Raw genomic sequence first — 26,314 nt, 5'->3', positions numbered from 1 at the left:
AATCCGCTGCCTGGCCCGCGCTGAGGATAATTTCTTTTCCCTTCTGGGCATCATGACAGCACTTAATTTCCGCCGCGCTCGCGGGAATTTCATTAAGAATAGCTCTGATTTTCACCCGGTTTGGCGCCGATATCCGCATTTTTGCGGCTTTTGGCGACAGGAACGACGAAACACCATGACAAGCGGCGAGCGGATCTTCGTTCAGGCGATCAGGCGCTATTGCGCGGCGCGGGGCATCGCGGTCGATGTCCGCTCCGGCGGCTGGCTCATCGCGATGCGCCGGGGACCGCGGCGCCACTTTGCCTTCGGCTACGACATCGGCCTCAACAGCGCCATCGCCCACCGCCTCGCCAACGACAAATCTGCCACCGCCGAGGCGCTGACGCTGGCGGAAGTGCCCTGCGTTCCGCATCGGCTCTTCCTCAACCCGAAGCTGGGCGTGCATGTCGCCGGCGCCGATTGGCGCGAGGGGATGCTGGCGCTGCTTGCACAAAATCCGCAAGGCGTGGTGGTGAAGCCGAACGAGGGGACATCGGGGCGATCAGTGTTCAAGGTCACGACCGAGGCGGAGCTCGACCACGCGGCCGGCGAGGTCTTTTCGATGAGCACGGGGCTCGTGATCTCGCCCTATGTCGCGATCGAGGAGGAGGTCCGCGTGGTGCTGCTCGATGATGCCCCCCGCATCGTCTACAGCAAGCAGCGCGGCTCGGATTGGCGGCACAATCTCGATGCCGGCGCAAAGCCGGTGCTGCTGGAGGACGGCGAGGTCCGCGGGACTTGCGTGAAGCTCGCGATCGATGCCGCGCGCGCCATCGGCATCGTCTTTGCTTCAATCGACGTGGTTCGCGTGAATCGCGAATGGAAGGTGCTCGAGATCAATTCCGGCGTGATGATGGAGGCGCTGGGCACGCTGCATCCGGCTCTGGTGCAGGCGACGTATGACGCGGCGCTGGATCGGGTGTTTGGGAAGAGCGGCAAAGAATAGCAGCCCGACACTGGTGCCCACCCTCCCTGGAGGGGGCCTGGAGGGGGAGGGTCGGCTTGCAGCGCGTCAGCGATGCGAGACGGGGTGGGGTGACAGTCTCTCCACCTCGCAAGCTGCCCGTGTGGAGAGATCACCCCACCCCGCTCGCGCTGCGCGCGATCGACCCTCCCCTTCCAGGGGAGGGTAAGAGAGTTCTCCGCTAATTATTCGCGCTGGGGGAATCGTCCATCGCCTTGAACGCTTCCTCCAGCTGCAGCGAGATCGGCACGTTCAGGCGCTCGCCTGTGGGCAGCCTTGCGGTGAACCATTTGTTGTAGAGCGGGACGAGGTCGCGGTTGGAGCCGAGCTTGCGGAAGGCGCGCTCGACCACGGCCGCGAGTTGCGGCTCGCCTTTCCTGAACATGATGCCGTAGGGATCGTAGGACAGATAGTCGCCGGTGACGCGGAACTTGTCCTGCGCCTTGTGGCGCGCGATCAGGCCGAACAGCAGGATGTCGTCGGTCGCGAACGCATCGGCCTTGCCGTCGGCGAGCATCTGGTACGATTGCTCGTGGTCCGGCGCGGTGACGATGTTGAGGCCGAGCGAGAACTTCTTGTCGGCCGCATGCATCGCCTGCTCGTTGGTGGTGCCCTTGGTCACCACCACGGTCCTGGCCGTGAGATCGGTGACCGCACCGACGGCCGAGGCCTTCGGCACCATCAGCTTGGTGCCGGCGACGAACATCAGCGGCGAGAAGGCGACGCGCTTGCCGCGCTCGGCATTGGCCGTGGTCGAGCCGCATTCGAGATCAATCTTGTTCTGGAGCACGGCGTCGATGCGGTCGTCCGAGGTGACCTTGACGTAGTCGATCCTGAGATTGGGGTCATCGACCTCGACGCCGATCTCCTCGACGATGGCTTCGCACAGCTCGAGGCTGTAGCCGATCGGCCGCCCCGACTGGTCGAGGAACGAGAACGGCGGCGAGCTCTCGCGATAGCCGAGCCGCACGGTGTGCGCCGACTTGATGGCCGACAGCGTCGGGCTGAGCCCTTCGCTGGCGGTCTGGGCGAGCGCCGACGTCGCGAACACGGAGATCGCGAGCAACGATGCGGCGAATAAGAGGACGCCTGAAGTCAGCGGCCTCGCCAATGTCCGGCCCATGGCCCGCTCCTATCCATGGCCGGCCATCGCGGGCACCTCGCCCGGGACCATGTCGTCGGGCACGACATCGCCGGGGCCAAGCTCGTGCTCGGGGCCGAGCTCGCCTTCCCATTTGGCCACGACCGAGGTCGCAAGCGTGTTGCCGATCACGTTGGTGGCGCTGCGGCCCATGTCGAGGAAGGTGTCGATGCCCATGATCATCAGGAGGCCCGCCTCGGGAATGTTGAACTGCGCCAGCGTCGAGGCGATCACGACGAGAGAGGCGCGCGGCACGCCGGCGACGCCCTTGGAGGTGATCATCAGCGTCGCCAGCATCGCGAGCTGGGTGCCGAGCGGCATGTCGATGTGATAGCTCTGCGCGATGAAGACGGCCGCGAAAGTGCAGTACATCATCGTGCCGTCGAGATTGAAGGAATAACCGAGCGGCAGCACGAAGCTGGAGATTCGCGACGAGGCGCCGAAGCGGTTGAGCGCCTCGAGCGTCTTCGGATAGGCCGCCTCCGAGCTCGCGGTCGAGAACGCGATCATCAATGGCTCGCGGACCAGCTTCAAGAGATGGCTGTAGCGCGGACCGATCACGATGAAGCCGACGATGACCAGGATGGTCCACAGGATCGCCAGCGAGAGATAGAAGCCGCCCATGAACACGACGAGCTTCCACAGCACGGCCAGACCGTTCTTGGCCACCGTCGCGGTGATCGCTGCCCACACTGCGAGCGGGGCGAACAGCATGACGTAGCTCGTCACCTTCAGCATGATGTGGCCGACGTCGTCGATCAGCGCCAGGATCGACTTGGAGCGTTCCGGCATCGCGCCCATCGCCACCGAGAAGAACACGGCGAAGATCACGATCTGCAGGATCTCGTTCTGCGCCATCGCATCGGCGATCGAGGTCGGAATCAGATGGGTGAGGAATTTCTCGATGGAGAAAGCCGAGACCGGCAGGCCGGTCGATTGGCCGGCCGCCGGCAGCGTGCCGGGGAAGTTGGCGCCGGGCTGCAGCAGATTGACCATGATCAGGCCGAGCAGCAGCGAGACGAAGGACGCGCTGACGAACCAGCCCATGGTCTTGGCGAAGATGCGGCCGAGCTTGGAGCCCGAGCCCATATGGGCGATACCGCCGACCAGGGTCGCGAACACCAGGGGCGCGATGATCATCTTGATCAGGCGCAGGAACATCATGGCGATCAGGTTGATGGAGGAGGCCCAATCGGCACGCGTGTCCGGCAGGAAGTTGTAGATCGCCGAGCCCATGACGATGCCCAGCACCATCGCGGCCAGAATGTATTGCGTGAACCTGTTGGACATCGCTTACCCCCACAAACACCGGCGCTTCATGATGTCGCAGATATCCGAGCGACGCAACACGCTTTGCGTGTGATCGCGTTTTCAGGATGTTCCCATTGTGAAATGGAATGTGGCGATCTAGCCTTCATGCAGCGCACAACAGTTGCGGCCTGCACGTTTTCTTTGCGGCGGCTGCATCAATAATCGTCAAACAAATGAAGAGGGAAACGCCATGAGCGGCAACATCAATCGCCAGATTCTGCTGGTGGAAAAGCCCAGCGGCAAGCTCGGTCCTGAACATTTCAAAATGATCGAGGGCGCGATGCCGGAGCCGAAGGACGGCGAGGCCTTGCTGCGTGTACGCTACATCTCGCTCGATGCGGCCAACCGCGCCTGGATGCACGGCGCGACCTATCGTTCAGCCGTCGAAGCCAACAGCGTCATGGCCGGCGGTGCCATCGCCGAGGTCGTCAGCTCGAAGGCAGCGGGGCTTGCGCCCGGCGACATCGTATTCGGCGACACCGGCTGGCAGGAATTTGCCGCCGTGCCGGCGAAGCATCTGACCAAAATGCCGAAGCTCGAGCCGATGACGCACCTGCTCAGCGTGTTCGGCATCGCCGGCCTCACCGCCTATTTCGGCCTGCTGAAGATCGGCAAGCCCAAAGAAGGGGAGACCGTCGTGGTCTCCGCGGCCGCAGGCTCGGTCGGCTCGATCGTCGGGCAGATTGCCAAGATTAGGGGATGCCGCGTCGTCGGCATCGCCGGCGGCACCGACAAGTGCAACTGGCTGACCTCCGAACTCGGCTTCGATGCCGCCGTGGATTACAAGGACGGCGCGGTGTTCAAGGCGCTGCGCGCAGCGGCCCCGAAAGGCATCGACGTCTATTTCGATAATGTCGGCGGCGACATTCTCGAAGCCTGCCTGCCCCAGATGAACAATTACGGCCGCATCGCCTGCTGTGGCGCGATCTCGCAATATGACGGCGCGCCTGCCGCGCATGGCCCGCGCGGCGTGCCCGGCCTGATCGTGGTGAAGCGGCTGACCATGCAGGGCTTCATCGTGATGGACTACATGAAGGATAGCGAGCGCGCGCTCGCCGATCTGCAGGCCTGGGTGAAATCCGGCAAGCTCAAGGTGCAGGAGGACATTCTCGACGGACTCGAGAACACGCCGAAGGCGTTGATCGGATTGCTTGCAGGCGAGAACCGCGGCAAGCGCATGGTGAGACTGACGACGTAGTCGCGCCCCAATTGCGCCGGCATAATCTACTTGCGGTAGAGGCCAAAGCGACCAAAGATGCCGCTCGCGAGCTGACCCTCGCGACGATTGCGCTTGCATATCTTTTCAAAATAGTCGGCGTTCCCGACCGGGCAGGAATTCATTCAAATGTTCAACATGTTGAAACATGCATCGACGCGCACCGCGTTGTTGGCGACGGCGCTCTTCGCAACTGCAACAGGAGCGCTCGCGCAGACCGAGGCCGAGAAGAGCGCCATCCGGTCCGCATGCCGCTCGGACTTCATGGCGCATTGCTCGAGTGTGACGCCCGGTGGCGTGGAGGCGGTTCAATGCCTCGCCAAGAACATGTCGAGCCTGTCGTCGGGGTGCCAGGCTGCGGTTCGCGCGATCGAGTCGGCCGCCGCGCCGAAGACCGAAGCGGCGCCTGCCAAGTCTGAGCCTGCGAAGTCTGAGCCGGCCAAATCCGAACCGGCCAAAACGGAAGCGGCGCCCGCCGCCGAGCCGGCAACCAAACCGGGAGCGGCAGCCGCGTCGAAGGCAGCAGTAGCAAAGCAGCCGAGCCCCGCGCAGGTTTCCGCGATCAAGAGCGCCTGCCGCGGCGATTATCCCAAGGTCTGCGCCGGCGTGCCGCCCGGCGGCGCGCCCGCGATCGAATGCCTGGAGAAGAACAAGGCGAAGGTGTCGGCGGGCTGCGCCAAGGCCGTGAATGCCGCTTTCGGTGGCGGAGCGGCCGCGCCTGCGTCCGGTGCTGCACCGGCCGCAGAGGCAGCGCCTGCCGCGGCACCGGCCGTCATCGTGCTGCGGCCATTGCTGCCGCGCGAAGAGCTGTTCATCGCGCGGTCGGCCTGCGGCGCCGACATCCGCACCCTCTGCGCCGGCGTGGCGCCCGGCGGCGGCCGGATCATCCAATGCATTTCCAACCGCGCGGCATCGCTCTCGCCGGCCTGCAAGGACGTGCTCGCGCCGTTCGCCGCGCGATGAGACCGAGCGGGCTTAAATTCGTCCGCAGCATGAATTGCGGTGCCTGACGCGAAGGTTTTCGCGTGCTGAGGCGTAAACTAACCGACCCTTTCTTGAATCACGACAAGCCCCGGGAGGACAACATGCGTTCATTGCTGCTCGTTGTTTCTGCGCTCTTCGCTTTCGCCGCCACGATGACCTTCGAGGCCACCGACGCCAATGCGGTGGTGTGCGCCCGCGGCGTCGTTCGCGCTGGTTGCGCCGGCCCGAACGCGGCGGTGGTCGTCCGCAAGCCGGTGCCGGTGGTCCGCTGCACCAGGGTTCTGGTGAACGGGGTCTATGTGAAACGCTGCGTCTGACCCTTCCCGGTGGCCAATCCGCCCCGGTTTGGCTATGATTCGCGCCTGACGGTTTCGGATCCGCAAAACGCGCGTCCGGAAAGCGAGTTTTGGCGTGCCACGCGCTGCCGATAATTCCGCTGGCGCCGGACGCTGGAGCACATTAGTCTACCCCTAGATAGTAAGTATACTGTCAATTAGGGAGGCAGACGTTGCGGATCGCCGTGATTGGCGGGGGCCCTGGTGGGCTCTACTTCGCCTATCTCTGGAAGAAGCGTCACCCCGAGGATCAGGTCGACCTGTTCGAACAGAACCCGGCCGACGCGACCTGGGGCTTTGGCGTCGTGTTCTCCGACCAGGCGCTGGAGTTCCTGCGCGCCGACGACCCCGAGACGGTCGATGCGATCGCCCCGCACATGGAGAGCTGGGAGAACATCACGCTGAACCTGCATGGCGACAGTGTCGCCATCGACGGCGTCGGCTTCTCCTCGATCGGCCGGCTGGAGCTGCTCAAGTTCCTGCAGCAGCGCGCGTTCGATGTCGGTGTCACGCCGCGCTTCGACACTCAGATCCAGGCGATCGACCAGCTCAACGGGCACGATTTGATCGTCGCCGCCGACGGGCTGAACTCGCTGGTGCGCCGCGCCTATGAGGGCGATTTCGGCACCTCGCTGTCCTACTCATCCAACAAATTCGTCTGGTACGGCACCTCGAAACGCTTCGATACGCTGTCGCAGACCTTCGTCAAGACCGAGCGCGGCGCCTTCAACGCCCATCACTACCGCTATTCGCCGACCATGAGCACCTTCCTGGTCGAATGCGATCACGCCACCTGGCAGGCCTATGGTTTCGCCTACAAGGACGTCGAGCAGTCCAAGGGCGTCTGCGAGGAGGTGTTCGCCGACACGCTCGGCGGCCATTGCCTCGTCTCCAACAAATCGGTGTGGCGCAATTTTCCCTGGGTCTGGAACGAGCACTGGTCGTTCAAGAACATGGTGCTGCTCGGCGATGCCCTGCATTCCGCGCATTTCTCGATCGGCTCGGGCACGCGGCTCGCGATCGAGGACGCCATCGCCCTCGTCAAGGCGCTGGAGTCGGACGCGCATCTTGCGACCGCGCTGCATCGCTATCAGGCCGCGCGCAAGCCGATCGTGCAGAAGCTCGTCAACGCCGCGCGCACCAGTGCGTTCTGGTACGAACATTTCGCCGAGCACATGACGCTCCCCCTGATGGACTTCGCCTACAGCTACATCACCCGCTCCGGCCGGATCGACGATTCCCGGCTGCGTGCGATGTCGCCGGCCTTCATGGCCCGCTACGAGGCGGCCAAGAACGGCGGAGGCAACGCCGAAGACAACGGCGGAGATGCGGCATGAGCCATGACATTCGTGACCAGGTGCCGGCGGACAGCGAGGGCGCGCGCGAGATCGGTTTTGCCGTTCCCGACATTTACAATGCCAGCCGCGTGCTGTTCGACAATCTCGGCAAGGGCCGCGGCGACAAGCTCGCGCTCCTGGGGCCGGCAGGCACGCGCACTTATGCCGAGCTCTGCGCGGAGGCGTGCCGCTGGGGCAACGGTTTCACCTCGCTTGGCCTTGCGCGGGGCGATCGCGTGCTGTTGTTTCTCGACGACACGCCGGCCTACCCCGCTGCCTTCTTCGGCGCGGTGCGCGCCGGCTTCGTGCCGCTGCTGATCAACACGCTGACGCCGCCGGACCTGTTGCAATTCTATCTCGCCGATTCCGGCGCGGCCGTCGCGGTGGCGGATGCCGAGTTCGCGGCACGCTTCGATGCGCAGGCTTGCAAGGAGACGAAGCTGCATACGCTGATCGTCGTCAATGGCGCGGCCGGCGAGCACGCGGCGCCGCGGGCGCTCGCGGCCGCGAGCTGGCTCGCGCAATTTCCGGCTGAGCTGGCGGAAGCGCCGACGCAGCGCGACGAAATGGCGTTCTGGATGTACTCCTCCGGCTCGACCGGACGGCCCAAGGGCATCGTGCACCTGCAGCACGACATGGCCTACAGCGATGCCGCCTTTGGGCGGAACGTGCTGAAGTTGACACCGGACGACATTTGCTTCTCGGTGCCGAAGATCTTCTTCGCCTACGGCTTCGGCAATTCCGTCACCTTCCCGTTCTCGGCCGGCGCCGCAACGCTGCTGCTGCCGGGCCAGCCGAAGCCGGCGTCGATCTTCGCGGCGATCGAGCAATACAAGCCCACGGTCTTCTTCGGCCTGCCGACGCTGTACACCTCGCTGACCAAGGCCGAAGGCGCGGACAAGACGGATTTCTCGTCGCTGCGCATGGCGCTTTCCGCCGCCGAGGTGCTCTCGGCCGAGGTCTTCAACGGCTGGAAGACGCTCACGGGGCTCGAAATCATCGAAGGCCTCGGCTCGACCGAGGTGCTGCACATCTATCTCTCCAACCGGCCCGAGCAGAAGAAGCTGGGCGCCGCGGGCCTGCGCGTCCCAGGCTACGAGGTCGCGCTGCGCGACAAGGACGGCCGCGACGTCGGCGACAACGAGGAAGGGATTCTCTGGGTCCGCGGCGATTCCAACACGCCGCTCTACTGGAACCGGCCGGACAAGTCCGCGGAGACGATTCGCGAGGGCGGCTGGATCTACACCGGCGACCGCTTCGTGCGGGATGCCGACGGCTTCCACTTCTTCCGCGGCCGCGCCGACGATCTCATCAAGATCTCCGGCCAGTGGGTCTATCCGCTCGAGGTCGAGCTGTGCCTCGCCGATCACCCCGACATCCGCGAATGCGCAGTGTTCGCGGCCGAACTGCCGGATCGCCGCATGACGCTGAAGGCCGTGGTGGTGATGAATGACCGCGCGGTGAACCAGAATGAGGCGACGCGCAGGCTGCAGGACTATGTGAAGAGCCGGCTACTGCCGTACAAATATCCGCGTGAGGTGATCTTCATCGACGAGCTGCCGAAGACCGGCACGGGCAAGATCGACCGGCAGGCGTTGCTGCGGATGTGGGGCGATAGTGTCGCCATACATTCGCTGTCGTCCCGGACAAGCGCGCCTTAAGCGCGCGCCGATCCGGGACGACAGTGGAGAATGAGGCGCCAATGCAGCCTCATCCCCCTCACCCACCCTTGCCCAGATGCTCCAGCGCGTCCTCGGCGCGCAGCGGCACGCGTGAGGCCTCATTGTTGAGATCGACCAGCTGCACCAGCAGGCCCATCAGCGCCTTGCGGTCGGCGGGCTTGAGCGGCTCCAGCATCCGGGCCTGGGCGCGCTCGACGGCGGGAATGATCTCGCGCAGGATCGCAGCGCCCGGCCTGGTCAGATAGAGCAGCTTGATCCGCTTGTCCTCGGGTGCCGGCTTGCGCTCGATATAGGCCTTGGCCTGGAGCCGTTCGATCACGCTGCCGAGCGTCGAGCGGTCGAAGGCGATCACCGCCGACAGCCGCGTTGCGTCGATGCCGGGATGGGTATGGATTGCGACCAGCGCGGCATATTGCACCGGAGTGAGGTCGAACGCCTTGCACTCCTCCATGAAGATCGAGACCGCGATCTGCTGCATGCGCCGGAACAGATAGCCCGGCGCGGCATAGACCGCGTCCATCGTGATCGGTGGAAGAGGCTTACTCGGCATCGGGCTGCTTCTCCGGTGCGGCATCGGCAAACGCCGGCAGCGCTTTGGCGGCAGCCTCCGCCTGGAGCAGACGGGGATAGGCGGAGACATCGACGCCGAAGCGGCGCGCATTGCCGAGCTGCGGCACGAGGCAGAGATCGGCCAGCGTCGGCGCATCGCCGAAGCAGAACGGACCCGACTCGGCCTTGATCAGCGTCTCGCATGCCGACAGGCCCTCGCGATTGACCCAGGCGGCCCAGTCCTGGACCTTGTCCTCGGGCAGGCCGAGCTCGCGCAGCCGCGCCAGCACCTTCAAATTCTGCACCGGATGGGTGTCGCAGGCGATCGCCAGCGCGAAGGCGCGCACCTTGGCGCGGCGCAGCGGATCCTTCGGCAGCAGCGGCGGATCGGGGTGGGTCTCGTCGAGCCATTCGATGATGGCAACCGATTGCGTCAGCACTCCACCCGCATCGTCCTCCAGCGCCGGCACCAGGCCCTGCGGGTTGATGGCGAGATAAGCGGGGGCGCATTGCTCGCCCTTGCGCAAATGATGCGGCAGATGCTCGGCGCCGAGCCCCTTGAGGTTCAGCGCGATGCGCACACGATAAGCGGCGCTGGAGCGGAAATAGCCGTGCAGCTTCATTGAGACCTCCTCCCATTTGTCATTCCGGGCCGATGCGTGAGCATCGAACCCGGAATCTCGAGGTTCCGGGACGCTTCGCGTGCCCGGAACGACGACCTTCTACGTTGTCCGTCACATTGACGCTAGCTAGATCCTCAGTATACTGTCAATCAACAAACGATCGGGAGCCGCAACCATGGAAGCCGTGACCAAGACGCCGGAACGCGAGGCGTTCTACAGGAAGATCGACGGCGAGAATCTCACCGCGCTGTGGACGGTGATGAGCGACCTGATCACGCCGGAGCCGAAAAGCGCCTGCCGGCCGCACCTCTGGAAGTTCGACGTCATCCGCAACTACATGCTTGAAGCCGGCAAGCTGATCACGGCCAAGGAGGCCGAGCGGCGCGTGCTGGTGCTGGAGAACCCGGGACTGCGCGGACAATCCAAGATCACGACCTCGCTCTATGCCGGCGTGCAGATGGTGGTGCCCGGCGACGTCGCGCCGGCGCACCGCCACAGCCAGTCGGCGCTGCGCTTCGTGCTCGAAGGCAAGGGCGCCCACACCGCGGTGGACGGCGAGCGCACCGCGATGGAGCCGGGCGACTTCATCATCACGCCGTCGATGACCTGGCACGATCATTCCAACGAAACCGATCAGCCGATGTTCTGGCTCGACGGCCTCGACATCCCGCTGGTGCAGTTCTTCGACTGCTCCTTTGCCGAAGGCGCGAAGGAGGATCAGCAGAAGATCACCAAGCCCGCGGGCGACAGCTTTGCCCGCTATGGCCACAATCTGCTGCCGGTCGACACGAAGCGGAGCTCGAAGACCTCGCCCATCTTCAGCTATCCCTACGCCTACACGCGCGAGGCGCTGGAGAAGGCCAGGACGAGCCAGGAATGGGACGCCTGCCACGGCCTCAAGCTGAAGTTCAGCAACCCCGAGACCGGCGATTTCGCAATGCCGACCATCGGCACCTTCATCCAGCTGCTGCCCAAGGGTTTTACCACCGCGCGCTATCGTTCGACCGATGCCACCGTGTTCTGCCCGATCGAGGGCCGTGGCCGCAGCCGCATCGGCGACAGCGTCTTCGAATGGGGCCCGCGCGATCTGTTCGTGGTGCCGAGCTGGCACTGGGTCACGCACGAGGCGGACGAGGACTCCGTGCTGTTCAGCTTCTCGGATCGGCCGGTGCAGCAGAAGCTGGATCTGTTTCGGGAAGATCGCGGGAACGCGTGAGGCGAGGCGGTGGCCCACAAAAGCTCTTGTGCCACGGGGCGTCCACATATGGGTCCCGGGTCTGCGCTTACGCTTGCCCGGGACGACGGTTGTGACTGCCGCTACCGCCAGTGCAACAGCCGCATCTCCAGCCAGCCGATCAACTTCCCCACCGCAAGGCCGAACACCGACAGGATCACCACACCCGCGAGCAGCTGATCGGTCTGCATCAGATTGCCGGCCTGCAGCACGAAGGCACCGATGCCATATTGGGCGCCGATCATCTCGGCGCTGACGACCAGCAGGAGCGCGACGGAGGCGGTGATGCGGAAGCCAGCGAGAATCGCCGGCAGTGCGCCCGGCCAGATCACCTTGCGCACGATGGTGGCGAAGGGAACGTTGAAGCTCTGCGCCATGCGGATCAGGTTGCGCGGTACGGCATCGACGCCGCTATAGACCGAGATCGCGGTCGAGAAGAACACCCCTAACGCAATGGTCGCGATCTTCGGCTCTTCGCCGATGCCGAGCCAGAGAATCAGCAGGGGCAGCAGTGCGATCTTCGGGATCGGAAACAGCGCCGAGATGAAGGTGATGCCGACGCTCCGCGCGAGCCGCGACAGGCCGATGGCGAAGCCGACGGCGATTCCGGCCGCCGTTCCCACGAGCCAGCCGACGCCGATCCGCAGCAGCGAGGCCGAAAGGTGCTGCCAGAGTGCGCCGGAAACGGCGAGCTGATAGATCGCGCGGACAATTGCGGCAGGAGTCGGCAGAAACAGCGCATTGACGAGGCCGGCGCTGCCGGCGGCCTGCCAGACCGCGATGACGAGGCCGAGCGCGATCCAGCCGCCAAACCGGCTCGACGCAGGCACGAAGCCCGCGCCGCGAAAGTGGACGGGCCGCGTCGGTTCGTTCTTGGCCGTCGTGTCCGTTGCCGCGCGGTCAAGCATGCTGGACCTCGCGCTCGGCGTCGATCGCCTCGTTGCGGATCAGCGACCAGATCTGATTCTGCAGCGCCAGCAGTTTTTCGCGCGCCGCGGCTTCGCCGCGCGCCGCGCGCGTCATCGGCACGGTCACGACCTCGCGGATGCGGCCGGGCCGCCTCGACAGCACCACGATGCGGTCGGCAAGCCGCACCGCCTCTTCGAGGTTGTGTGTCACATAGACCGCGCCCATGCCGCCATCGGCGAGCAGGCGGATGAAATCCTCCATCAAGAGCTCGCGGGTCTGCGAATCCAGCGCCGACAGCGGCTCGTCCATCAAGAGGATCGCGGGCCTCACCGCAAGCGCGCGCGAGATGCCGACGCGCTGGCGCATGCCGCCTGAGAGCTGCTTGGGATAGGTCTGGCGAAAATCGGTGAGGCCGGTACGGCGCAGCGCATCCTCGACCAGCGCGCGGCGCTGCGCGGCCGAGAGCTGGGTGTGCAGCAGCGGGAATTCGACATTCTCCTCCACCGTCGCCCAGGGCAGCAGCGCGAAATCCTGGAACACGAAGGTCAGCGGATTGAGACTGTCCGCCGGCGGCGCCCCGCGCAGCTCCGGCGCGCCCGAGGTCGGCTGCAAGAGGCCGCCGAGGATCGACAGCAGCGTGCTCTTGCCGCAGCCGGAGGGCCCGACGATCGCCACCACCTCGCCCGCCCCGACGGTGAACGAGACGTCGTCGAGCACGGCGAGATCGCCGAAGCGATGGGTGATGTGGCTGGCGATCAGGTCCATGCGACGGACCTGCGGTCTTCACCCTCCCCTGGAGGGGGAGGGTCGGTTCGCATGCAGCGAAGCGAAATGCAAACCGGGGTGGGGTGACGGTCTATCGGCGCGGATGCTGACAATGCCTGCCCTCGAACTTTCCGCCAGTAGTCGGAGCAAACGACGGACAAACCGCCGCCGTAGCTCACCCCACCCCGCTCGCTCCGAGCGATGCTGCGCATCGCCGGCGCGATCGACCCTCCCCCTCCAGGGGAGGGTGGCAGATCGCTAGTTGCGAGAGACTGCACCATCAGCATCAATCCGCCTTCACGAATTCCTTGGCGATGATCGCATCCGCATCAAAGCCCTTGTCGGCAAAGCCCTGCTCCTGCAGCCATTTGATCTGGTTGTCGACGTTCTTCACGTCGAGCCTGCCCTCGGGATCGATGTAGGCGCAGTTGCCGACCACCTGCTCGACCGGCAGGTTGGTGTACTTGGCGATGATCTCCAGGAGCGGCTTGGTCTTGTCGTTGATCGGGGCGACGCCGTCCTTCATCGCAGTGAGGATGACGTCGTGATATTCGCGGTCGGCTTTCGCGAGCACGCCGAGGACTTTCGCCACCAGCGCCTTGTTGGCCAGCGTCTTCGGCGATGCGAACACCGCGCCCAGCTGCCAGGGCGTCTCGTCGCCGACCCAGCCCAGGAATTTCGCGCCGCCCTCGTCCATCAGCTTTCGCGCAGTCGAGATGGGGAGCAACGCGGCATCGACGGTCTCGCCCTTGAGCGCAGCGGCGGCATTCGACAGCGATTGCAGCGGCACGATCTTCACGTCCGCCAGCTTGAAGCCGTATTTGTCGGCGAGCAGGCCGAGCGAATAGTGGAAGGAGGAGCCAACCTGCGTCATCGCCACGCGCTTGCCCGCGAGGTCCTTCGGCGTCTTCAGACCGCTCGCATAGGCGTTGTTGCTGGCGAAATAGCCGATCAGGGGATAGCCGGGCTTCTCACGGCTCATGCCGCCGATCACCTTCAGCGTGCCCTTGCCGGCGAGGTTGTAGAGCCCGGCGGTGAAGGCGGTGACGCCGAAATCGACGTCGCCCGAGGTGGTGGCGACCGCAATCGGCTGCGCTGCGTCGAAGAACTTCAGCTCGACCTCCAAGCCGGCCTCACGGAAATAGCCCTTGTCCAGCGCGATGAAGACCGGCGCCGACGAAGACAGGCGGAGCACGCCGATCCTGGCTTTCAGCGCATCTTCGGCCCGCGCCGTGCCCATTGCCATGATCGCCATCAGGCCCGCTACCGCGAGCCGCGCAATCCCGATCATCCCGTTTCCTCCGCTTTGTCTTGCAGTGCGTTACAGGCCTTCGGGCACCGCCTGGTCCCGTCCGATGAAGGCGCCCTGTTGTTTCAACGTTTCCTGCAATTTTTCAATGGGGATTTCGCGTGGAATCCGGTTTCCGGACAGCGCCAGCGCCGCGGCGGAACCGGCGGCCTCACCCATCGCGAAGCAGGCACCGGAGACCCGCGCGGCCGACTGGCCCTCGTGGGTCATCGAGGCACAGCGGCCGGCGACCAGGAGATTGTCGACGCCTTCAGGGACCAGCATCCGGTAAGGCAGCTCGTTATAGCCGCGCGATTCCGGGATCGGCGGGAAGGTGAAGACGACGTCACCGGGCACATGGGCCTCGATCGGCCAGCCGTTGACACCGATGGAATCTGCGAACGAGGCACAGCCCAGCACGTCCTCGCCGCTGAGCTGGTAGCCACCTCTGATGCGGCGGGTCTCGCGAATGCCGAGCTGTGGCGGCAGGTCGACGATGTAGGACTTTTCGAACCCCGGCACCGCGCTGCGCAGGAATTCGTAGGCGGCGAGCGCCTGCTTGCGGCCCTCGATCTCGCCGCGGGTGAGATCGTCGGGCTCGATTCCGTTGATGGCATGACCGTCCTCGCGCGCCACCTGGGTGAAGTTCACCCGCCATTCGATGCCGGATTTCTGTGGCCGCACGATCGCGCTCTTGCGCGGGAATGTGTGGGTGCCGGCCGCGACCGCCTTTTCCATCAATTGCGGAATGGTGCGCCAGGCCTCGCCGGCCTTGGCGGGATCGATGCCGTTGAGACGCAGCATCATCGAGGGGTAGAGCGGATGGCCGTGCTCGTCGCCGATCTCGAACGGCGCGCCGGCCCACACGGCGAGATCGCCGTCGCCGGAGCAGTCGATGAAGATCTCCGCGCGCACCGCCTGCCTGCCGGCCTTGGTCTCGACCAGCATCGCGTCGATGCGGCGCTCATCGGCCATGACGACGCCGGCGCCGAGCGCGTGGAACAGGATATTCACCCTGTGGCTGGCGAGCAGCTCGTCGGCCGCGATCTTGTAGGCGGCAGTGTCATAGGCCTGGGCAAACACCTTGCCCAGGATCAGATGCGGCGCGTTGAGGCCGTTCAAGCGATCGATCCGCGCCAGCAGCTCCGACGCCAGACCCTGCACCAGCCGCCGGTGCTCGCCATGGACATTGCCGTGCAGGCCGCAGAAATTGGTGACACCGGCCGCGGTGCCCATGCCGCCGAGAAAGCCATAGCGTTCGATCAGCAGCGTCTTTCGCCCCGCGCGCGCCGCCGCGGCCGCCGCCACGATGCCGGCGGGGCCGCCGCCGAGCACGACGACTTCATATTCGCCGTAGAGCGGCACTTGTCGTGCCGGTTCTTCGATCGTCGTGGGCGGCATGGTGCGTTCCTTCCCGGAATCCGGTTCGAACTGGATCTCGAATTAGCCGGCGGTCCTCATGCCCGCAAGATCGCGGTTGCTCGCCACCGGTGAACCTGAGACAAGTGCGGCCATGAATTCGATCGTCGTCAAGTACTGCTTCGCCGCTCTTACTGCCCTCGCGCTCTCGGCCATCCCCGCCGCGGCCCTGGAGCAAAACTGCCGCTTCATCCAGGCCAAGCCCGACCGCGAGGCCTGCTACAAGCGGCAGGAGGAAGAACTTGCGGCGAAGCGCAAGCCTGCACCTGCGACCGACGAGGGCAAGGCGCTCGAAACGCTGCGCCAATCGCGTCAGGACGACGATGCGGTCTATCGCAGCATCAACAACATCTGCCGCGGCTGCTGACGGCTAACCTTTGCCACCACCCCACTTCGCCGCCCGCTTCTCGGCGAACGAGGCCAGCCCTTCGGCCGCCTCCGCGCTCTGGCGCTTGAGCGCATGCAGCTGCACGAGCCGGGTGTAGGCGGCATCGTCCACGGCCATGCCGCCGAACGAACTCTCCAGCGCAAGCCGCTTGGTCTCGGCCATCGCCTCCGGTCCGTTGGCGAGCAGCTGCTCGACCACCTTGGCACCTGCGGCCTCGAGATCGGCGAGCGGCACCACCTCGTGAACGAGGCCGATGCGCCGGGCATCTTCTGCGCCGAAGCGTTCGCCGGTGAGCGCGTAGCGGCGGACCTGGCGGACACCGATGGCATCGCAGAGCTGCGGGATGATGATCGCCGCGGTCAGGCCCCAGCGCACCTCGGTGATCGAGAACAGGGCGTTGTCGGCGGCAATCACGACGTCGCAAGCGGCGATGACGCCGGTACCGCCCCCGAAGCAGCCGCCCTGCACCAGCGCGACAATGGGGATCGGCAAAGTGTTGAACCGCTGCACGGCTTCGAACGTCGCCCGCGAGGCCGCCTCGTTCGCTTCGCTCGATTGCGGCCGCACGCCGTTGATCCATTTGAGGTCGGCGCCGGCCTGGAAGTGCTTGCCGTTGCCCCGGAGCACGACGACGCGCAAATTGGGCTTCCTGCCGAGGTCGTCCATGGCCGCGAGCACGCCTGAGATCAGCGCGCCGTCATAGGCATTGTTGACCTCCGGCCGGTTCAACGTGACGGTCGCAACCCCGCGTTCATCGAGGCTCCACAGGACGGGGCTGGTACTCATCGGCGGTCCTCCGGTTGTTTGCCGCGCACTATGGCCGAGGGCGCGTGCCCTGATCCATATCTTTCCGGCGTAGGGCGGCCGCGTCCATCGCATGGCGGCTTGTGTCATGCTGGCATCGGGCGACACCACGGGATGGATACGGGATATCAATATGCGCATCTGCATTTTCGGCGCAGGCGCCGTCGGCAGCCACATTGCGGTACGGCTGGCGCGCGCCGGCCATGAGGTCAGCTGCGTGATGCGAGGGGCGCATCTGGAGGCGGCCCGCGCCAATGGCCTCAAGCTGCGCGTCGGCGATTCCGAGGTCGGCGCCAAGGTGAACGCGTCAGGCGATCCGGCCCAGCTCGGCCCGCAGGACGTCGTGATCTCGACCTTGAAGGCGACGGCGCTTCAGGGGCTGGTTTCCAGCATCAAGCCGCTGCTCCAGGACGACACCGCGATCGTGTTTGCGCAGAACGGCATTCCCTGGTGGTACGGCATCGGCCTGCCGCCGCGGCACCCCGCCCCGCCCGACATTTCATTCCTCGATCCCGGGGGGCGCCTGCGCGCCTGCATCCCGAAGGAGCGGATCGTCGGCGGCGTGATCTTCTCCTCCAACGAGGTCGTCGCGCCCGGCGTGGTGCAGAACCTGACGCCGGACCGCAATCGCCTCCTGATCGGCGAGTGCGACGACCGCAATTGCGAGCGCATCACCAGGCTGCGCGGGGTCTTCAACGATGCGCGGCTGGAATCGCCGCCAATCGCCGAGATCCGCGAGGCGATCTGGTCAAAGCTGCTGACCAACATGTCGCTGTCGGTGTTGTGCCTGCTCACCGGCCAGACGGCGCGCGGCGTGCGCGACGATCCCGCCTTCACGGAGGTGATTCCGCGCATGCTGAACGAGGCCAACGAGATCGCCCAATACTTCATTCCCGAGGTCAAGCGCGCCACGCGCAGCGGCCCTGCCCCCAACCACAAGCCGTCGCTGCTGCAGGATTACGAGCTCGGCCGCGCCATGGAGATCGACGTGCTGGTGAAGGCGCCCCAGGCCTTCGCGCGCACCGCCGGCCTGTCCACACCGACGCTCGACCTGATCGCCGCACTCGCCATCCAGAAGGCGCGCGACAAGGGGCTTTATTCCGCGTGAGGCTCAGGCGAGCGCGTCTGTCCAGGCTGCGAGCGCGTCCAGCACCTCAGTGAGCGCCTCGTCATTGGTCCGGCCGGATTTCTTGAGCACCGCGAACGAATGGTCGCCGCCTGCGATCTCATGCAGCGTCGCCTTGCGCCCTAGCTGCTCGATGACAGGCTTGAGATGGGCGAGATCGGCAAGCTCGTCGCGCGTGCCCTGCAGGAACAGCATGGGGATGGCGATTGCAGCGAGGTGCTCGGCACGCTCGCTCGACGGCTTCTTGGCGGCATGGAGCGGAAAGCCGAGGAAGACGAGCCCTTTGACGTCGGGGAGCGGCGACTTCGACTGTGCCTGCGAGGTCATGCGACCGCCGAACGATTTCCCACCGGCGACAAGCTTCAGCCCGGGGCAGAGCCGCGCCGCCTCCGCGACAGCTACGCGGACGCTCGCGTGTGCGATTGCGGGCGGGTCAGGACGTCCCTTCTTCTCCTCCATGTAGGGAAAATTGAAGCGTAACGTCGCGATGCCGCGCTGGGCAAGGCCGGCTGCGACCTTCTCCATGAACGCATGCCGCATGTCTGCGCCGGCGCCGTGCGCCAGGACGTAGCAGGCGCGCGCATGGGTCGGCTGCGTCAGGATCGCCGAGACCGTGCCGATACGCCCGATGCCGAGCTTGAGCTCTTCCGTTTTGGTCGCCACAATCAGACACCCCGATAGACGCCGTTACGGCCGTCTTGGTAGCGTCACCGGCGCAGCCTGAAAACACAATAATTGCCGCGGTTCGCTGGCTTACCAAGCCGGAACGCCGCATCAACCGAGGTAATCATGCCCTACCGCTCCTCCTGGATGACCGAAGAGCTCGACGTCTTCCGCGACCAGTTCCGCAAATATCTCACCAAGGACCTGGCGCCGCATGCCGAGAAATGGCGCGAGCAGAAGATGGTCGACCGCTTCGCCTGGCGCGGGCTCGGCGAGATGGGCGCGCTGCTCGCGAGCGTGCCGGAGGAATATGGCGGTCTCGGCGCCACCTTCGCCTATGACGCCGCCGTGCTCGACGATCTCGAGAGCACGGTGCCGGAGCTGACCACCGGCGTCTCCGTGCACAGCGCCATCGTCGCGCATTACATCCTCAATTACGGCTCGGAGGAGCAGAAGAAGCGCTGGCTGCCGAAGATGGCCTCCGGCGAGATGGTCGGCGCCATCGCCATGACCGAGCCCGGGACCGGCTCGGACCTGCAGGCGGTCAAGACCACGGCGAAGAAGCAGGGCAATTCCTACGTCATCAACGGCCAGAAGACGTTCATCACCAACGGCCAGGCCGCCGATCTCGTCATCGTGGTCGCACGCACCGGCGAAGCCGGCGCAAAAGGCATTTCGCTGATCGTGGTCGAGACCGCGGGCGCGGACGGCTACAAGCGCGGGCGTAACCTGGACAAGATCGGCCTGCACGCCTCCGACACCTCGGAGCTGTTTTTCGACAACGTGGCGGTGCCGCCGGAAAACCTGCTCGGCAAGGAGGAGGGCCAGGGTTTTGTCCAGCTGATGCAGCAATTGCCGCAGGAGCGCCTTGCGCTCGCGGTCGGCGCGGTCGCCTCGATGGAGCGCGCGGTCAAGCTCACCACCGACTACGCCAAGGAGCGGAAGGCGTTCGGCAAGCCGCTGATGGATTTCCAGAACACAGCCTTCACGCTGGCCGAGCGCAAGACCGAGGCGATGATCGCGCGCGTCTTCGTCGATTGGTGCATCGAGCGCCTGGTCGCAAAGGATCTCGACACCGTCACGGCCTCGATGGCGAAGTATTGGTGCTCGGAGAAGCAGGTCGTGACCGCCGACGAATGCCTGCAGCTGTTCGGCGGCTACGGCTACATGCAGGAATACCCGATCTCGCGCATCTTCATCGATTCCCGCATCCAGAAGATCTATGGCGGCACCAACGAGATCATGAAGCTGTTGATCGCGAGGTCGCTGTGAGGCGCTTCACCTCGCCCCGCTTGCGGCACGACAATCGCATATGACTTGCGGCGGCGACCTGCGCACACGCCTCGTCCTTCGAGACGGCGCTGACGCGCCTCCTCAGGATGAGGCTAATCAGCGTCAGTGCCCGTTGAAACTGCGGCCGCGCACTCCGTCCTCTGAGGAGCCCGCCTCAAGCGGGCGTCTCGAAGGATGGCCGCAGGGAAAGGCTCTCAAATGCAAGCCCTGCCATAAGAACGGGGTGAGGCGCATCAAGCGAGTCGCCGCGCAGTTTCCCTCACCGCGTGCGCCAGTCGCGCGGCCGGCAGCCGAAGCGCTGCTTGAAGCGGCGGGTGAAATGGGACAGGTCCGAAAAACCCCAATCGAACGCGATGGCGCCGATCGCGCGCTCCGCCATCGCGGGATTCCTGAGATCCCTGGCCGCGCCGTCGAGACGATGGTCGATGACGTAGTCGGTGAAGCTGGAGCCCGATCGCGCCAGCAGCTTGTGCACGTAGCGCTCGCTGATGCCGACGGCGTCGGCGATGTCCGCGACCGCAAGACCCGGCCGGCGGAGCCGCCGGTAAATGGCACGCTTCACCGCCAGCGTGGTTGCATCGGCGAGACTCTCGGTTTCAGCGGCGTGCAGGCGGCTGCCTCGCGACAGGCTCACGGCAACCAATTCGATCAACGCCCGGAACAGCCGAACACCTTCGTCTTCGCTCATCTGCAGCGCGCCCTCGCTGAGCGTGCGCGCGGTCTCGACGATGAGGTGGCCCACGACGGGATCGTCGGAGAGGCGTGCCGCAACGACGTCGAACGAAGCCGGCAGCCGTTCACGCAAGGCCTCTGCCGGCACCCAGAACGAGGCGACGCGCAACTGCGGACCACGATCGTGCAGGAGCGCGAACTGGCGATCGCTGTCGAAGATGCCGACCTGTCCAGGCGACAGGCTGATCTCGCGACCGTCCTGCTGGATGCGGCAGCGGCCGGCCAGCTTCAAGTTGAGGTAGAAGCAGCTGCGATCGGACGCCGCAATATCGGCCGCGGAACGGCGCACCACATGCTCGGGGAAGCTGACGCGGTTGATCGCGGCGTCACCGAGACGGACGTGCTCGACGCGGGCGGGGAAGCCGGCGGCGACCGCCGGCTCCGGCGTCAGATTCATGAAAGCCTGGCAGATTGCCTCGCGATAATAGGCGAATTGCTCATGGGGCCGCACGCCCACCATATTCCAGGCCGAGTGGCGTGACGGAACGGGGCGCTCGATCTGCTGCATCGGTTCACTCCGAGACCAATACGGTTCACTTCCAGCCAAGCGGCAAATCGCTCGCGGGTCCACACTTGCCGTGCGGCGACACTGCGCCGATCTAACCACACCCTCGGGAGGAGCCACAACATGTCGACCTACGTTCTCGTCCATGGCGCCTGGCACACAGGTGCCGAGCTCGAGCCGGTCGCCGCGCCGATCCGCGCAGCCGGCCATCAGGTCCATACCCCCACCATCAAGGGCAACCGTCCGGGCGATGCCAAGACGACCGGCCTGAAGGAAGCGATCCAGTCGATCGCCGACTACCTTGCCGAGAACAATCTGACGGACGTCGTCCTGCTCGGCCATTCCTATGGCGGCATGGTCATCACGGGGGTCGCCGACCTCGTGCCGGAGCGCATCCGCCGCCTGGTCTACTGGAATGCTTTCGTGCCCAACAACGGCGAATGCCTCAACGACATGGTGCCGCCGCACTATATCGGACTGTTCGACGCCATCGCGGCCGAGCGCGGCGACGGCTCGGTGGTGCTGCCCTTCCCGATCTGGCGCGAGGCCTTCATCAACGATGCCGATCTGGAGACGGCGCAGCGCGCTTATGACGTGCTCAATGCGCATCCGCTGGCGACCTTCACCGACAAGATCGCGCTCAAGAGCAATCCGGCCGAGATGCCGCTGGCCAAATCCTACATCAACTGCACCGAGGATACCGCGCTGCCGCACAGCCATGGCTGGCATCCGCGCCTGTCGGAGAAGCTCGGCCTGTTCCGCCTGGTACAGGTGCCGGGAAGCCACGAGCTTTGCTTCTCCGATCCGGTACACCTCGCCAAGGCCATCATGGAGGCGGGACGCGACTGACAGCCTCCACGCTGCCGATCTCGCGGTGCCGTAAGGCGCTACCTCATCCGCTTGTCTGCGGCGACGAAGTCGATGAAGGTCCGCACCTTCGCGGAGAGATATTTGCGGCTTGGATAGACCGCGAACAGCCGGCCCTCGAAGATGACCACGTCAGGCAGGATGTGCATGAGACGTCCAGCGGCGATGTCGTCGGTGACCAGCCATTTCGGCAGGAAGGCGAAGCCCATGCCTTCCAGCGCGGCCATGTGGAGCAGCGTTTCGTTGCCGCTGCGCAGCACCGGGTTGAGCTTGACGGTCTCGACCGTGCCGTTCGTGTTCAAGGAGAAGCTCTCGCCCGGATAGAGCGCGTAGTGCAACAGGGGCTGGCCGGAGAGATCGGCGAACGTCTTCGGTCGGCCCGCGCGTTTGAGGAAGGCGGGGGTGGCCACCAGGTGGAACGGGACGCTGGTGATCGGGCGCGCGATCAGCGCCTCATCGGGTGCGCCCGTCGCGCGCAAGGCGAGATCAAAACCCTCCTCGACCAGATTGACGAGGCGCCCGCTGAGATCGATGTCGAGGCGCACCTCCGGATAGCGCGCCTGATAGTCTGCGAGCACGCCCGCGAAGATCGCATTCGCCATCCACACCGGCGCGGTCAGCCGCAGCGTGCCGCGCGGCACGACGCTCGCCTTGCTGACGGCGGCCTCGACCTCGTCGAGCGAATCCAGCATCTGCCGGGCCTGCTCGAAGTAGAGCGCACCGCTCTCGCTCAGGCTGACGCGCCGGCTGGTCCGGTTGAGCAGCCGCGTGGCCAGCCGCTTCTCGAGCTGCATCACATGCTTGCTCGCCATGGCGGGGGAGATGCGCAGGCGCTGCGCCGCAGCCGCAAAGCTCTTCAGCTCCGCGACCAGGCAAAACACCCTCATGCTGACCAAGGAATCCATGAGATCATCAACATCCAGGAAAGGAACTACTCCCAGAACATATAATGATCAAAAACGGAGAAACCATCAAATGGTGGCAACCCTCACATCCTGGAGAACCACCATGTCCACAACCACCGTCGAGACCGCCACCCCGGGCCGGGCCCTTCGTATCGGCCTCTGGGCCGCCCAAATCGTCCTTGCCTTCGTCTTCATCTCAGCGGGGTTCGTCAAGCTGACCACGCCGATCCCCCAGCTGGCCGCGATGATGCCGTGGGCCGGCCAGTATTCCGAAACGTTCGTTCGCTCCATCGCGCTGGTCGATCTCGCCGGCGGCATCGGCATCCTGCTGCCGGCCCTGACGCGGATCCTGCCGCGGCTGACGGTGCTCGCTGCGCTCGGCTGCTCGGTGCTGCAGGTGATTGCGCTCTTGTTCCACCTCTCGCGCGGCGAGGGCGCGGTGACGCCGCTCAATGTGGTCCTGTTGGTACTCAGCCTGTTCGTGCTGTGGGGACGCAACAGCAAGGCCCCGATCACGCCGCGGCAGTTCTGACCGGCAGGAGCGCCGTCGCCATGATCTCTGCCACCCGATGGTCCCGCAGGGGCCTGCTCGCCGGCACCGCGATCCTCACGGCCGGCGGCGCGGCCGCCGGCAAGGAGGACCGCCTCACTGAGGCCGTCGTGATCCTGATCGACAGCAACGAGCCCTATGTCATGGGGCACGCGATCAGCTACTCGGCCAACCTCTCCAAGCATTTTGCCGACAGGGGCGCGCGACTGCTGATCGAGGTCGTCGCCAACGGCAAGGGCATCGACGTCTTCCGCGCCGACAAGACGCCGCTGGTCGAGCCGCTCGCGACGCTGCGGCAATCGCTGCCCAATCTCACCTACAGCATGTGCGCCTCGTCAAAGGCGATCGCCGAAGCCAAGGAGCAGATCTCGATCCCGCTGATATCAGGCGCGAGCCTCGTCCCATTCGGCATCGGTCGCGTCGTCGATCTGCAACTGAAGGGCTGGGCCTATATCCATGCGTGATGCGGCACGCGAAGGCGTTACGCTGTCGCGGCGATCGATCCTGATGGCCGCGGCAGCCTCTCTCACTGTCCCGCACGCCGGCCGCGCGCGGGACAGCTGGCCGCCTGTGTTCGAGGCCGGCCGCAGCCAGTTCACGGTGGTCCGCCCGCGCGCATTGATGCCACAGCTCAGGCTCCAGGACGTGCACGGCAAGGACGTCACCGTGGCGGCGAAGCCGGGCCGCATCACTTTGGTGAACTTCTGGGCGACCTGGTGCGCGGCCTGCAAGCTCGATCTGCCCATGCTCGCACGCCTTGCGGGATCGCGGCCCGACCGGCTCGACATCGTCGCGATCTGCACGGACACCAAAGACCTGCGCAAGATCCGCGCATTTCTCGGCGGCCTCGCCGTGCAGAACCCCGCCTGCTATGTCGATGCCTACGGCGCGGCGGCCGAAGCATCGACCGCGATGTTCTCGCTCGTCGGCATGCCCATCACCTATCTGGTCGGAACGAGCGGCCGCGTCGAAGGCTACATCACTGGGGCGCCCGACTGGCTCTCGCCGGCGGGCGCCCAGCTCCTGCAATTCTATCGCGAGCAGGGTTAGTGCCGTCTCAGTTCGGATGCCACCAGCGGCCGCCGATCACGACTCCCTCCGAGACGATCTTCCTGTCGCCGATCAGGTGCTCGCCGACGACGTCTTCGTAGTCGAACTGGCCTTGCTTCACCGAAATCAGCGTGGCGTCGCCGACGCTGCCGGGCTTGAGGCTGCCGAGCTCGGGACGTCGCAGCGCCATCGCCGCATTCACCGTCGATGCCGCGATCACATCCGACAGCTCCATGCCCATGCACAAGAACTTCGACATGGTCGTGACCTGGTCATAGGCCGGGCCGTCGATGCAGAGCTGATGGATGTCGGAGGAGATCGTGTCGGGATAGAAGCCGTTGGCGAGCATGGCGCGCGCGGTCTTGAACGCGAACGAACCCTTGCCGTGGCCGATATCGAACAGCACGCCGCGCTCGCGCGCCTCCAGCACTTCCTTCTTCACCGTGCCTTGCGCCGTCGCCGGGGTGTTGGGGAATGGGCGGAACGCATGGGTCAGCACGTCGCCGGGACGCAGCCGCGCCAGCACGTCCTCATAGCTCGGCGGCGGATGGTCGATATGCGCCATCAGCGGCATGCCGACCTCGTTCGCGACCTCGAGCGCGATGTCGAGCGGCACCGCGCCCGAGGTGCCCGAGGAATGCAGGCCCACGCGCACCTTGATGCCGACGATGAGATCGCGGTTGGCATCGGCCACCTCGGCCGCCTCGATCGGATTCATCAGGCGCAGCTCCTCGCTCTCGCCGACCATGATCCGGTGCGAGAAGCCGAAGATGCCGGCATGCGAGACGTGCAAATAGGCGAGGATGCGGACCTGGCTCGGCTCGATCACATGCTTGCGGAAGCCGGCGAAATTGCCCGGACCGGCGCTGCCGGTATCGACCGCCGTGGTGACGCCGGAGAGGCGGCAGAATTCCTCGGCATCGATGCCGAGCGAGGTGCCGCCCCAATAGACATGGGTGTGCAGATCGATCAGCCCCGGCGAGACGATGAACCGCGAGACGTCGCGCACCTCGGTGCCCGGATCCGCCTTGAGGGCGCTGCCGATCGCGGCGACCTTGCCGCCGGCGAAGGCGACATCGGTCACGGCGTCGAGCTTCTGGGACGGGTCGATCACCCGCCCCCCGCGCAGGATCAGGTCGAAAGGCATCAATGGTCTCCGGGATGTGGCTAGGTATGGCAGGGTTACAGGCAGGAGAACCAGGCAGGTCCCTGCAATTGTCCCTGTTAGCAATTTTCGCGCCCGCTGAGCAAATCGGCGCGCATGCCGGTTACGCTCCCAGCGCTTGCGAGCCGCCTGCCGGCACCTTGCACATCAATCCGGGGCATCAGGTGTCCACGGCAGCTGGACCTTCTGCCATTCCTCGAAGTCCTTCTGGACATCCGCGGCGGCGAGTTTTTGCGGCTAAATGGGCGGCGAACCTGTTGTGGCCTCCGCCAATACCAATATCGATTGCGCGCCTCACGTCGCAGGCCCTCGCTTCATCAACCACCAACGGCGGGCTGCGCACCAGTCGGCGCCACCGCCTCAACGACGTCGCGGCGCCTGCCCGCGACTGCATGCCTGCAGTCAGCGCGAAGGGCCGCAGGCACTTGCGTTACCCATCCGTTACCGGCAGGGCGAGATCCGCTTAATTT

27 protein-coding genes are annotated in these 26,314 nt (G+C 65.4%); 14 read left to right on the top strand and 13 right to left on the bottom strand.

The genetic code is table 11. From position 1 onward, the window contains the following. Nucleotides 1-175 precede the first annotated feature (175 nt). Nucleotides 176-985, top strand: a complete 810-nt coding sequence (locus tag N2604_RS03800) for a RimK family alpha-L-glutamate ligase (protein WP_260373864.1) — start codon at nt 176-178, stop codon at nt 983-985. Between the two features lie 199 nt (nt 986-1,184). Here N2604_RS03800 and N2604_RS03795 read toward each other — a convergent pair whose 3' ends face one another. After that, nucleotides 1,185-2,126 (bottom strand): amino acid ABC transporter substrate-binding protein, encoded by a 942-nt coding sequence (locus N2604_RS03795; RefSeq protein ID WP_260373863.1) that lies wholly within the window; start codon nt 2,124-2,126, stop codon nt 1,185-1,187. Between the two features lie 9 nt (nt 2,127-2,135). Then, nucleotides 2,136-3,434: a dicarboxylate/amino acid:cation symporter gene (locus tag N2604_RS03790; RefSeq protein WP_260373862.1), complete on the bottom strand. Its 1,299-nt coding sequence runs from the start codon at nt 3,432-3,434 to the stop codon at nt 2,136-2,138. Between the two features lie 211 nt (nt 3,435-3,645). Here N2604_RS03790 and N2604_RS03785 point away from each other — a divergent pair, with 211 nt between their 5' ends. The 5 genes from N2604_RS03785 (at nt 3,646) to N2604_RS03765 (ending at nt 8,988) form a co-directional block, all read left to right on the top strand. Then, entirely contained in the window at nt 3,646-4,653 is a 1,008-nt protein-coding gene (locus tag N2604_RS03785; protein ID WP_260373861.1) for an NADP-dependent oxidoreductase, read from the top strand. Nucleotides 4,654-4,800: 147 nt separating this feature from the next. After that, on the top strand, nt 4,801-5,634 hold the full coding sequence (locus N2604_RS03780; protein ID WP_260373860.1) for a cysteine rich repeat-containing protein: 834 nt from the start codon (nt 4,801-4,803) through the stop codon (nt 5,632-5,634). 122 nt (nt 5,635-5,756) lie between these two features. Further along, nucleotides 5,757-5,972: a hypothetical protein gene (locus tag N2604_RS03775; protein WP_260373859.1), complete on the top strand. Its 216-nt coding sequence runs from the start codon at nt 5,757-5,759 to the stop codon at nt 5,970-5,972. Between the two features lie 191 nt (nt 5,973-6,163). Then, the gene (locus tag N2604_RS03770) at nt 6,164-7,327 is read left to right on the top strand and encodes an FAD-dependent monooxygenase (protein WP_260373858.1); all 1,164 of its coding nucleotides are present in this window, start codon (nt 6,164-6,166) and stop codon (nt 7,325-7,327) included. Then, entirely contained in the window at nt 7,324-8,988 is a 1,665-nt protein-coding gene (locus tag N2604_RS03765; protein WP_260373857.1) for a benzoate-CoA ligase family protein, read from the top strand. The genes N2604_RS03770 and N2604_RS03765 overlap by 4 nt, the downstream gene beginning before the upstream one ends. A 58-nt stretch (nt 8,989-9,046) precedes the next feature. Here N2604_RS03765 and N2604_RS03760 read toward each other — a convergent pair whose 3' ends face one another. Beyond that, the gene (locus tag N2604_RS03760; RefSeq protein WP_260373856.1) at nt 9,047-9,559 is read right to left on the bottom strand and encodes a MarR family winged helix-turn-helix transcriptional regulator; all 513 of its coding nucleotides are present in this window, start codon (nt 9,557-9,559) and stop codon (nt 9,047-9,049) included. After that, nucleotides 9,549-10,181 carry a maleylacetoacetate isomerase gene (gene maiA / locus N2604_RS03755; protein WP_260373855.1) on the bottom strand — a complete coding sequence of 211 codons (633 nt, stop codon included), beginning with the start codon at nt 10,179-10,181 and terminating at the stop codon, nt 9,549-9,551. The genes N2604_RS03760 and maiA overlap by 11 nt, the downstream gene beginning before the upstream one ends. Before the next feature lie 175 nt (nt 10,182-10,356). Between maiA and gtdA the strand changes: the two genes are divergently transcribed. Further along, a complete protein-coding gene (gtdA, locus tag N2604_RS03750) occupies nt 10,357-11,397 on the top strand; it encodes a gentisate 1,2-dioxygenase (RefSeq protein WP_260373854.1) in 1,041 nt (346 codons plus the stop codon). 101 nt (nt 11,398-11,498) lie between these two features. Here gtdA and N2604_RS03745 read toward each other — a convergent pair whose 3' ends face one another. The 4 genes from N2604_RS03745 to N2604_RS03730 form a co-directional block, all read right to left on the bottom strand. Continuing rightward, entirely contained in the window at nt 11,499-12,323 is an 825-nt protein-coding gene (locus N2604_RS03745; protein WP_260373853.1) for an ABC transporter permease, read from the bottom strand. Beyond that, nucleotides 12,316-13,089 (bottom strand): ABC transporter ATP-binding protein, encoded by a 774-nt coding sequence (locus tag N2604_RS03740; protein ID WP_260373852.1) that lies wholly within the window; start codon nt 13,087-13,089, stop codon nt 12,316-12,318. The genes N2604_RS03745 and N2604_RS03740 overlap by 8 nt, the downstream gene beginning before the upstream one ends. Before the next feature lie 286 nt (nt 13,090-13,375). Beyond that, nucleotides 13,376-14,380: an ABC transporter substrate-binding protein gene (locus tag N2604_RS03735; protein WP_260373851.1), complete on the bottom strand. Its 1,005-nt coding sequence runs from the start codon at nt 14,378-14,380 to the stop codon at nt 13,376-13,378. A 30-nt stretch (nt 14,381-14,410) separates the two neighbouring features. After that, on the bottom strand, nt 14,411-15,778 hold the full coding sequence (locus tag N2604_RS03730) for an FAD-dependent oxidoreductase (RefSeq protein ID WP_260373850.1): 1,368 nt from the start codon (nt 15,776-15,778) through the stop codon (nt 14,411-14,413). A gap of 112 nt (nt 15,779-15,890) precedes the next feature. Between N2604_RS03730 and N2604_RS03725 the strand changes: the two genes are divergently transcribed. Next, nucleotides 15,891-16,163 (top strand): hypothetical protein, encoded by a 273-nt coding sequence (locus N2604_RS03725; protein WP_260373849.1) that lies wholly within the window; start codon nt 15,891-15,893, stop codon nt 16,161-16,163. Between the two features lie 3 nt (nt 16,164-16,166). On the opposite strand, the gene N2604_RS03720 is transcribed toward N2604_RS03725, so the two are convergent. Continuing rightward, nucleotides 16,167-16,970 (bottom strand): enoyl-CoA hydratase-related protein, encoded by an 804-nt coding sequence (locus N2604_RS03720; protein WP_260373848.1) that lies wholly within the window; start codon nt 16,968-16,970, stop codon nt 16,167-16,169. A gap of 151 nt (nt 16,971-17,121) precedes the next feature. Between N2604_RS03720 and N2604_RS03715 the strand changes: the two genes are divergently transcribed. Further along, nucleotides 17,122-18,096 (top strand): ketopantoate reductase family protein, encoded by a 975-nt coding sequence (locus tag N2604_RS03715; RefSeq protein WP_260373846.1) that lies wholly within the window; start codon nt 17,122-17,124, stop codon nt 18,094-18,096. 3 nt (nt 18,097-18,099) lie between these two features. Here the strand turns inward: N2604_RS03715 and N2604_RS03710 are convergent, their stop codons facing one another. Continuing rightward, on the bottom strand, nt 18,100-18,777 hold the full coding sequence (locus N2604_RS03710) for an alpha/beta family hydrolase (RefSeq protein ID WP_260373845.1): 678 nt from the start codon (nt 18,775-18,777) through the stop codon (nt 18,100-18,102). A gap of 126 nt (nt 18,778-18,903) precedes the next feature. Between N2604_RS03710 and N2604_RS03705 the strand changes: the two genes are divergently transcribed. Then, on the top strand, nt 18,904-20,049 hold the full coding sequence (locus N2604_RS03705; RefSeq protein ID WP_260373844.1) for an acyl-CoA dehydrogenase family protein: 1,146 nt from the start codon (nt 18,904-18,906) through the stop codon (nt 20,047-20,049). A gap of 280 nt (nt 20,050-20,329) precedes the next feature. Here N2604_RS03705 and N2604_RS03700 read toward each other — a convergent pair whose 3' ends face one another. After that, nucleotides 20,330-21,310, bottom strand: a complete 981-nt coding sequence (locus N2604_RS03700; protein ID WP_260373843.1) for a helix-turn-helix domain-containing protein — start codon at nt 21,308-21,310, stop codon at nt 20,330-20,332. 120 nt (nt 21,311-21,430) lie between these two features. On the opposite strand from N2604_RS03700, the gene N2604_RS03695 reads away from it, so the two are divergent. Beyond that, entirely contained in the window at nt 21,431-22,156 is a 726-nt protein-coding gene (locus tag N2604_RS03695; RefSeq protein ID WP_260373842.1) for an alpha/beta fold hydrolase, read from the top strand. Between the two features lie 38 nt (nt 22,157-22,194). Here the strand turns inward: N2604_RS03695 and N2604_RS03690 are convergent, their stop codons facing one another. Continuing rightward, nucleotides 22,195-23,079, bottom strand: coding sequence for a LysR family transcriptional regulator (locus tag N2604_RS03690; protein ID WP_260373841.1), 885 nt, complete (start codon nt 23,077-23,079; stop codon nt 22,195-22,197). Between the two features lie 103 nt (nt 23,080-23,182). Between N2604_RS03690 and N2604_RS03685 the strand changes: the two genes are divergently transcribed. Genes N2604_RS03685 through N2604_RS03675 form a run of 3 tightly spaced genes read left to right on the top strand, consistent with a single transcriptional unit; the run spans nt 23,183 to nt 24,679 of the window. Continuing rightward, nucleotides 23,183-23,611, top strand: coding sequence for a DoxX family protein (locus N2604_RS03685; RefSeq protein ID WP_260373840.1), 429 nt, complete (start codon nt 23,183-23,185; stop codon nt 23,609-23,611). 20 nt (nt 23,612-23,631) lie between these two features. Beyond that, on the top strand, nt 23,632-24,093 hold the full coding sequence (locus N2604_RS03680) for a DsrE family protein (RefSeq protein ID WP_260373839.1): 462 nt from the start codon (nt 23,632-23,634) through the stop codon (nt 24,091-24,093). After that, nucleotides 24,086-24,679, top strand: coding sequence for a TlpA disulfide reductase family protein (locus N2604_RS03675; RefSeq protein WP_260373838.1), 594 nt, complete (start codon nt 24,086-24,088; stop codon nt 24,677-24,679). The genes N2604_RS03680 and N2604_RS03675 overlap by 8 nt, the downstream gene beginning before the upstream one ends. A gap of 7 nt (nt 24,680-24,686) precedes the next feature. Here N2604_RS03675 and N2604_RS03670 read toward each other — a convergent pair whose 3' ends face one another. Then, complete coding sequence (locus tag N2604_RS03670; RefSeq protein WP_260373837.1) at nt 24,687-25,826, bottom strand: amidohydrolase/deacetylase family metallohydrolase; 1,140 nt, start codon at nt 25,824-25,826, stop codon at nt 24,687-24,689. Nucleotides 25,827-26,314: the final 488 nt, after the last annotated feature.

This window comes from Bradyrhizobium sp. CB1015 (assembly GCF_025200925.1).
GTDB lineage: Bacteria > Pseudomonadota > Alphaproteobacteria > Rhizobiales > Xanthobacteraceae > Bradyrhizobium.
Note: the sequence above shows the minus strand (reverse complement) of the source record. Positions and strands in the feature narration are given on the sequence as shown.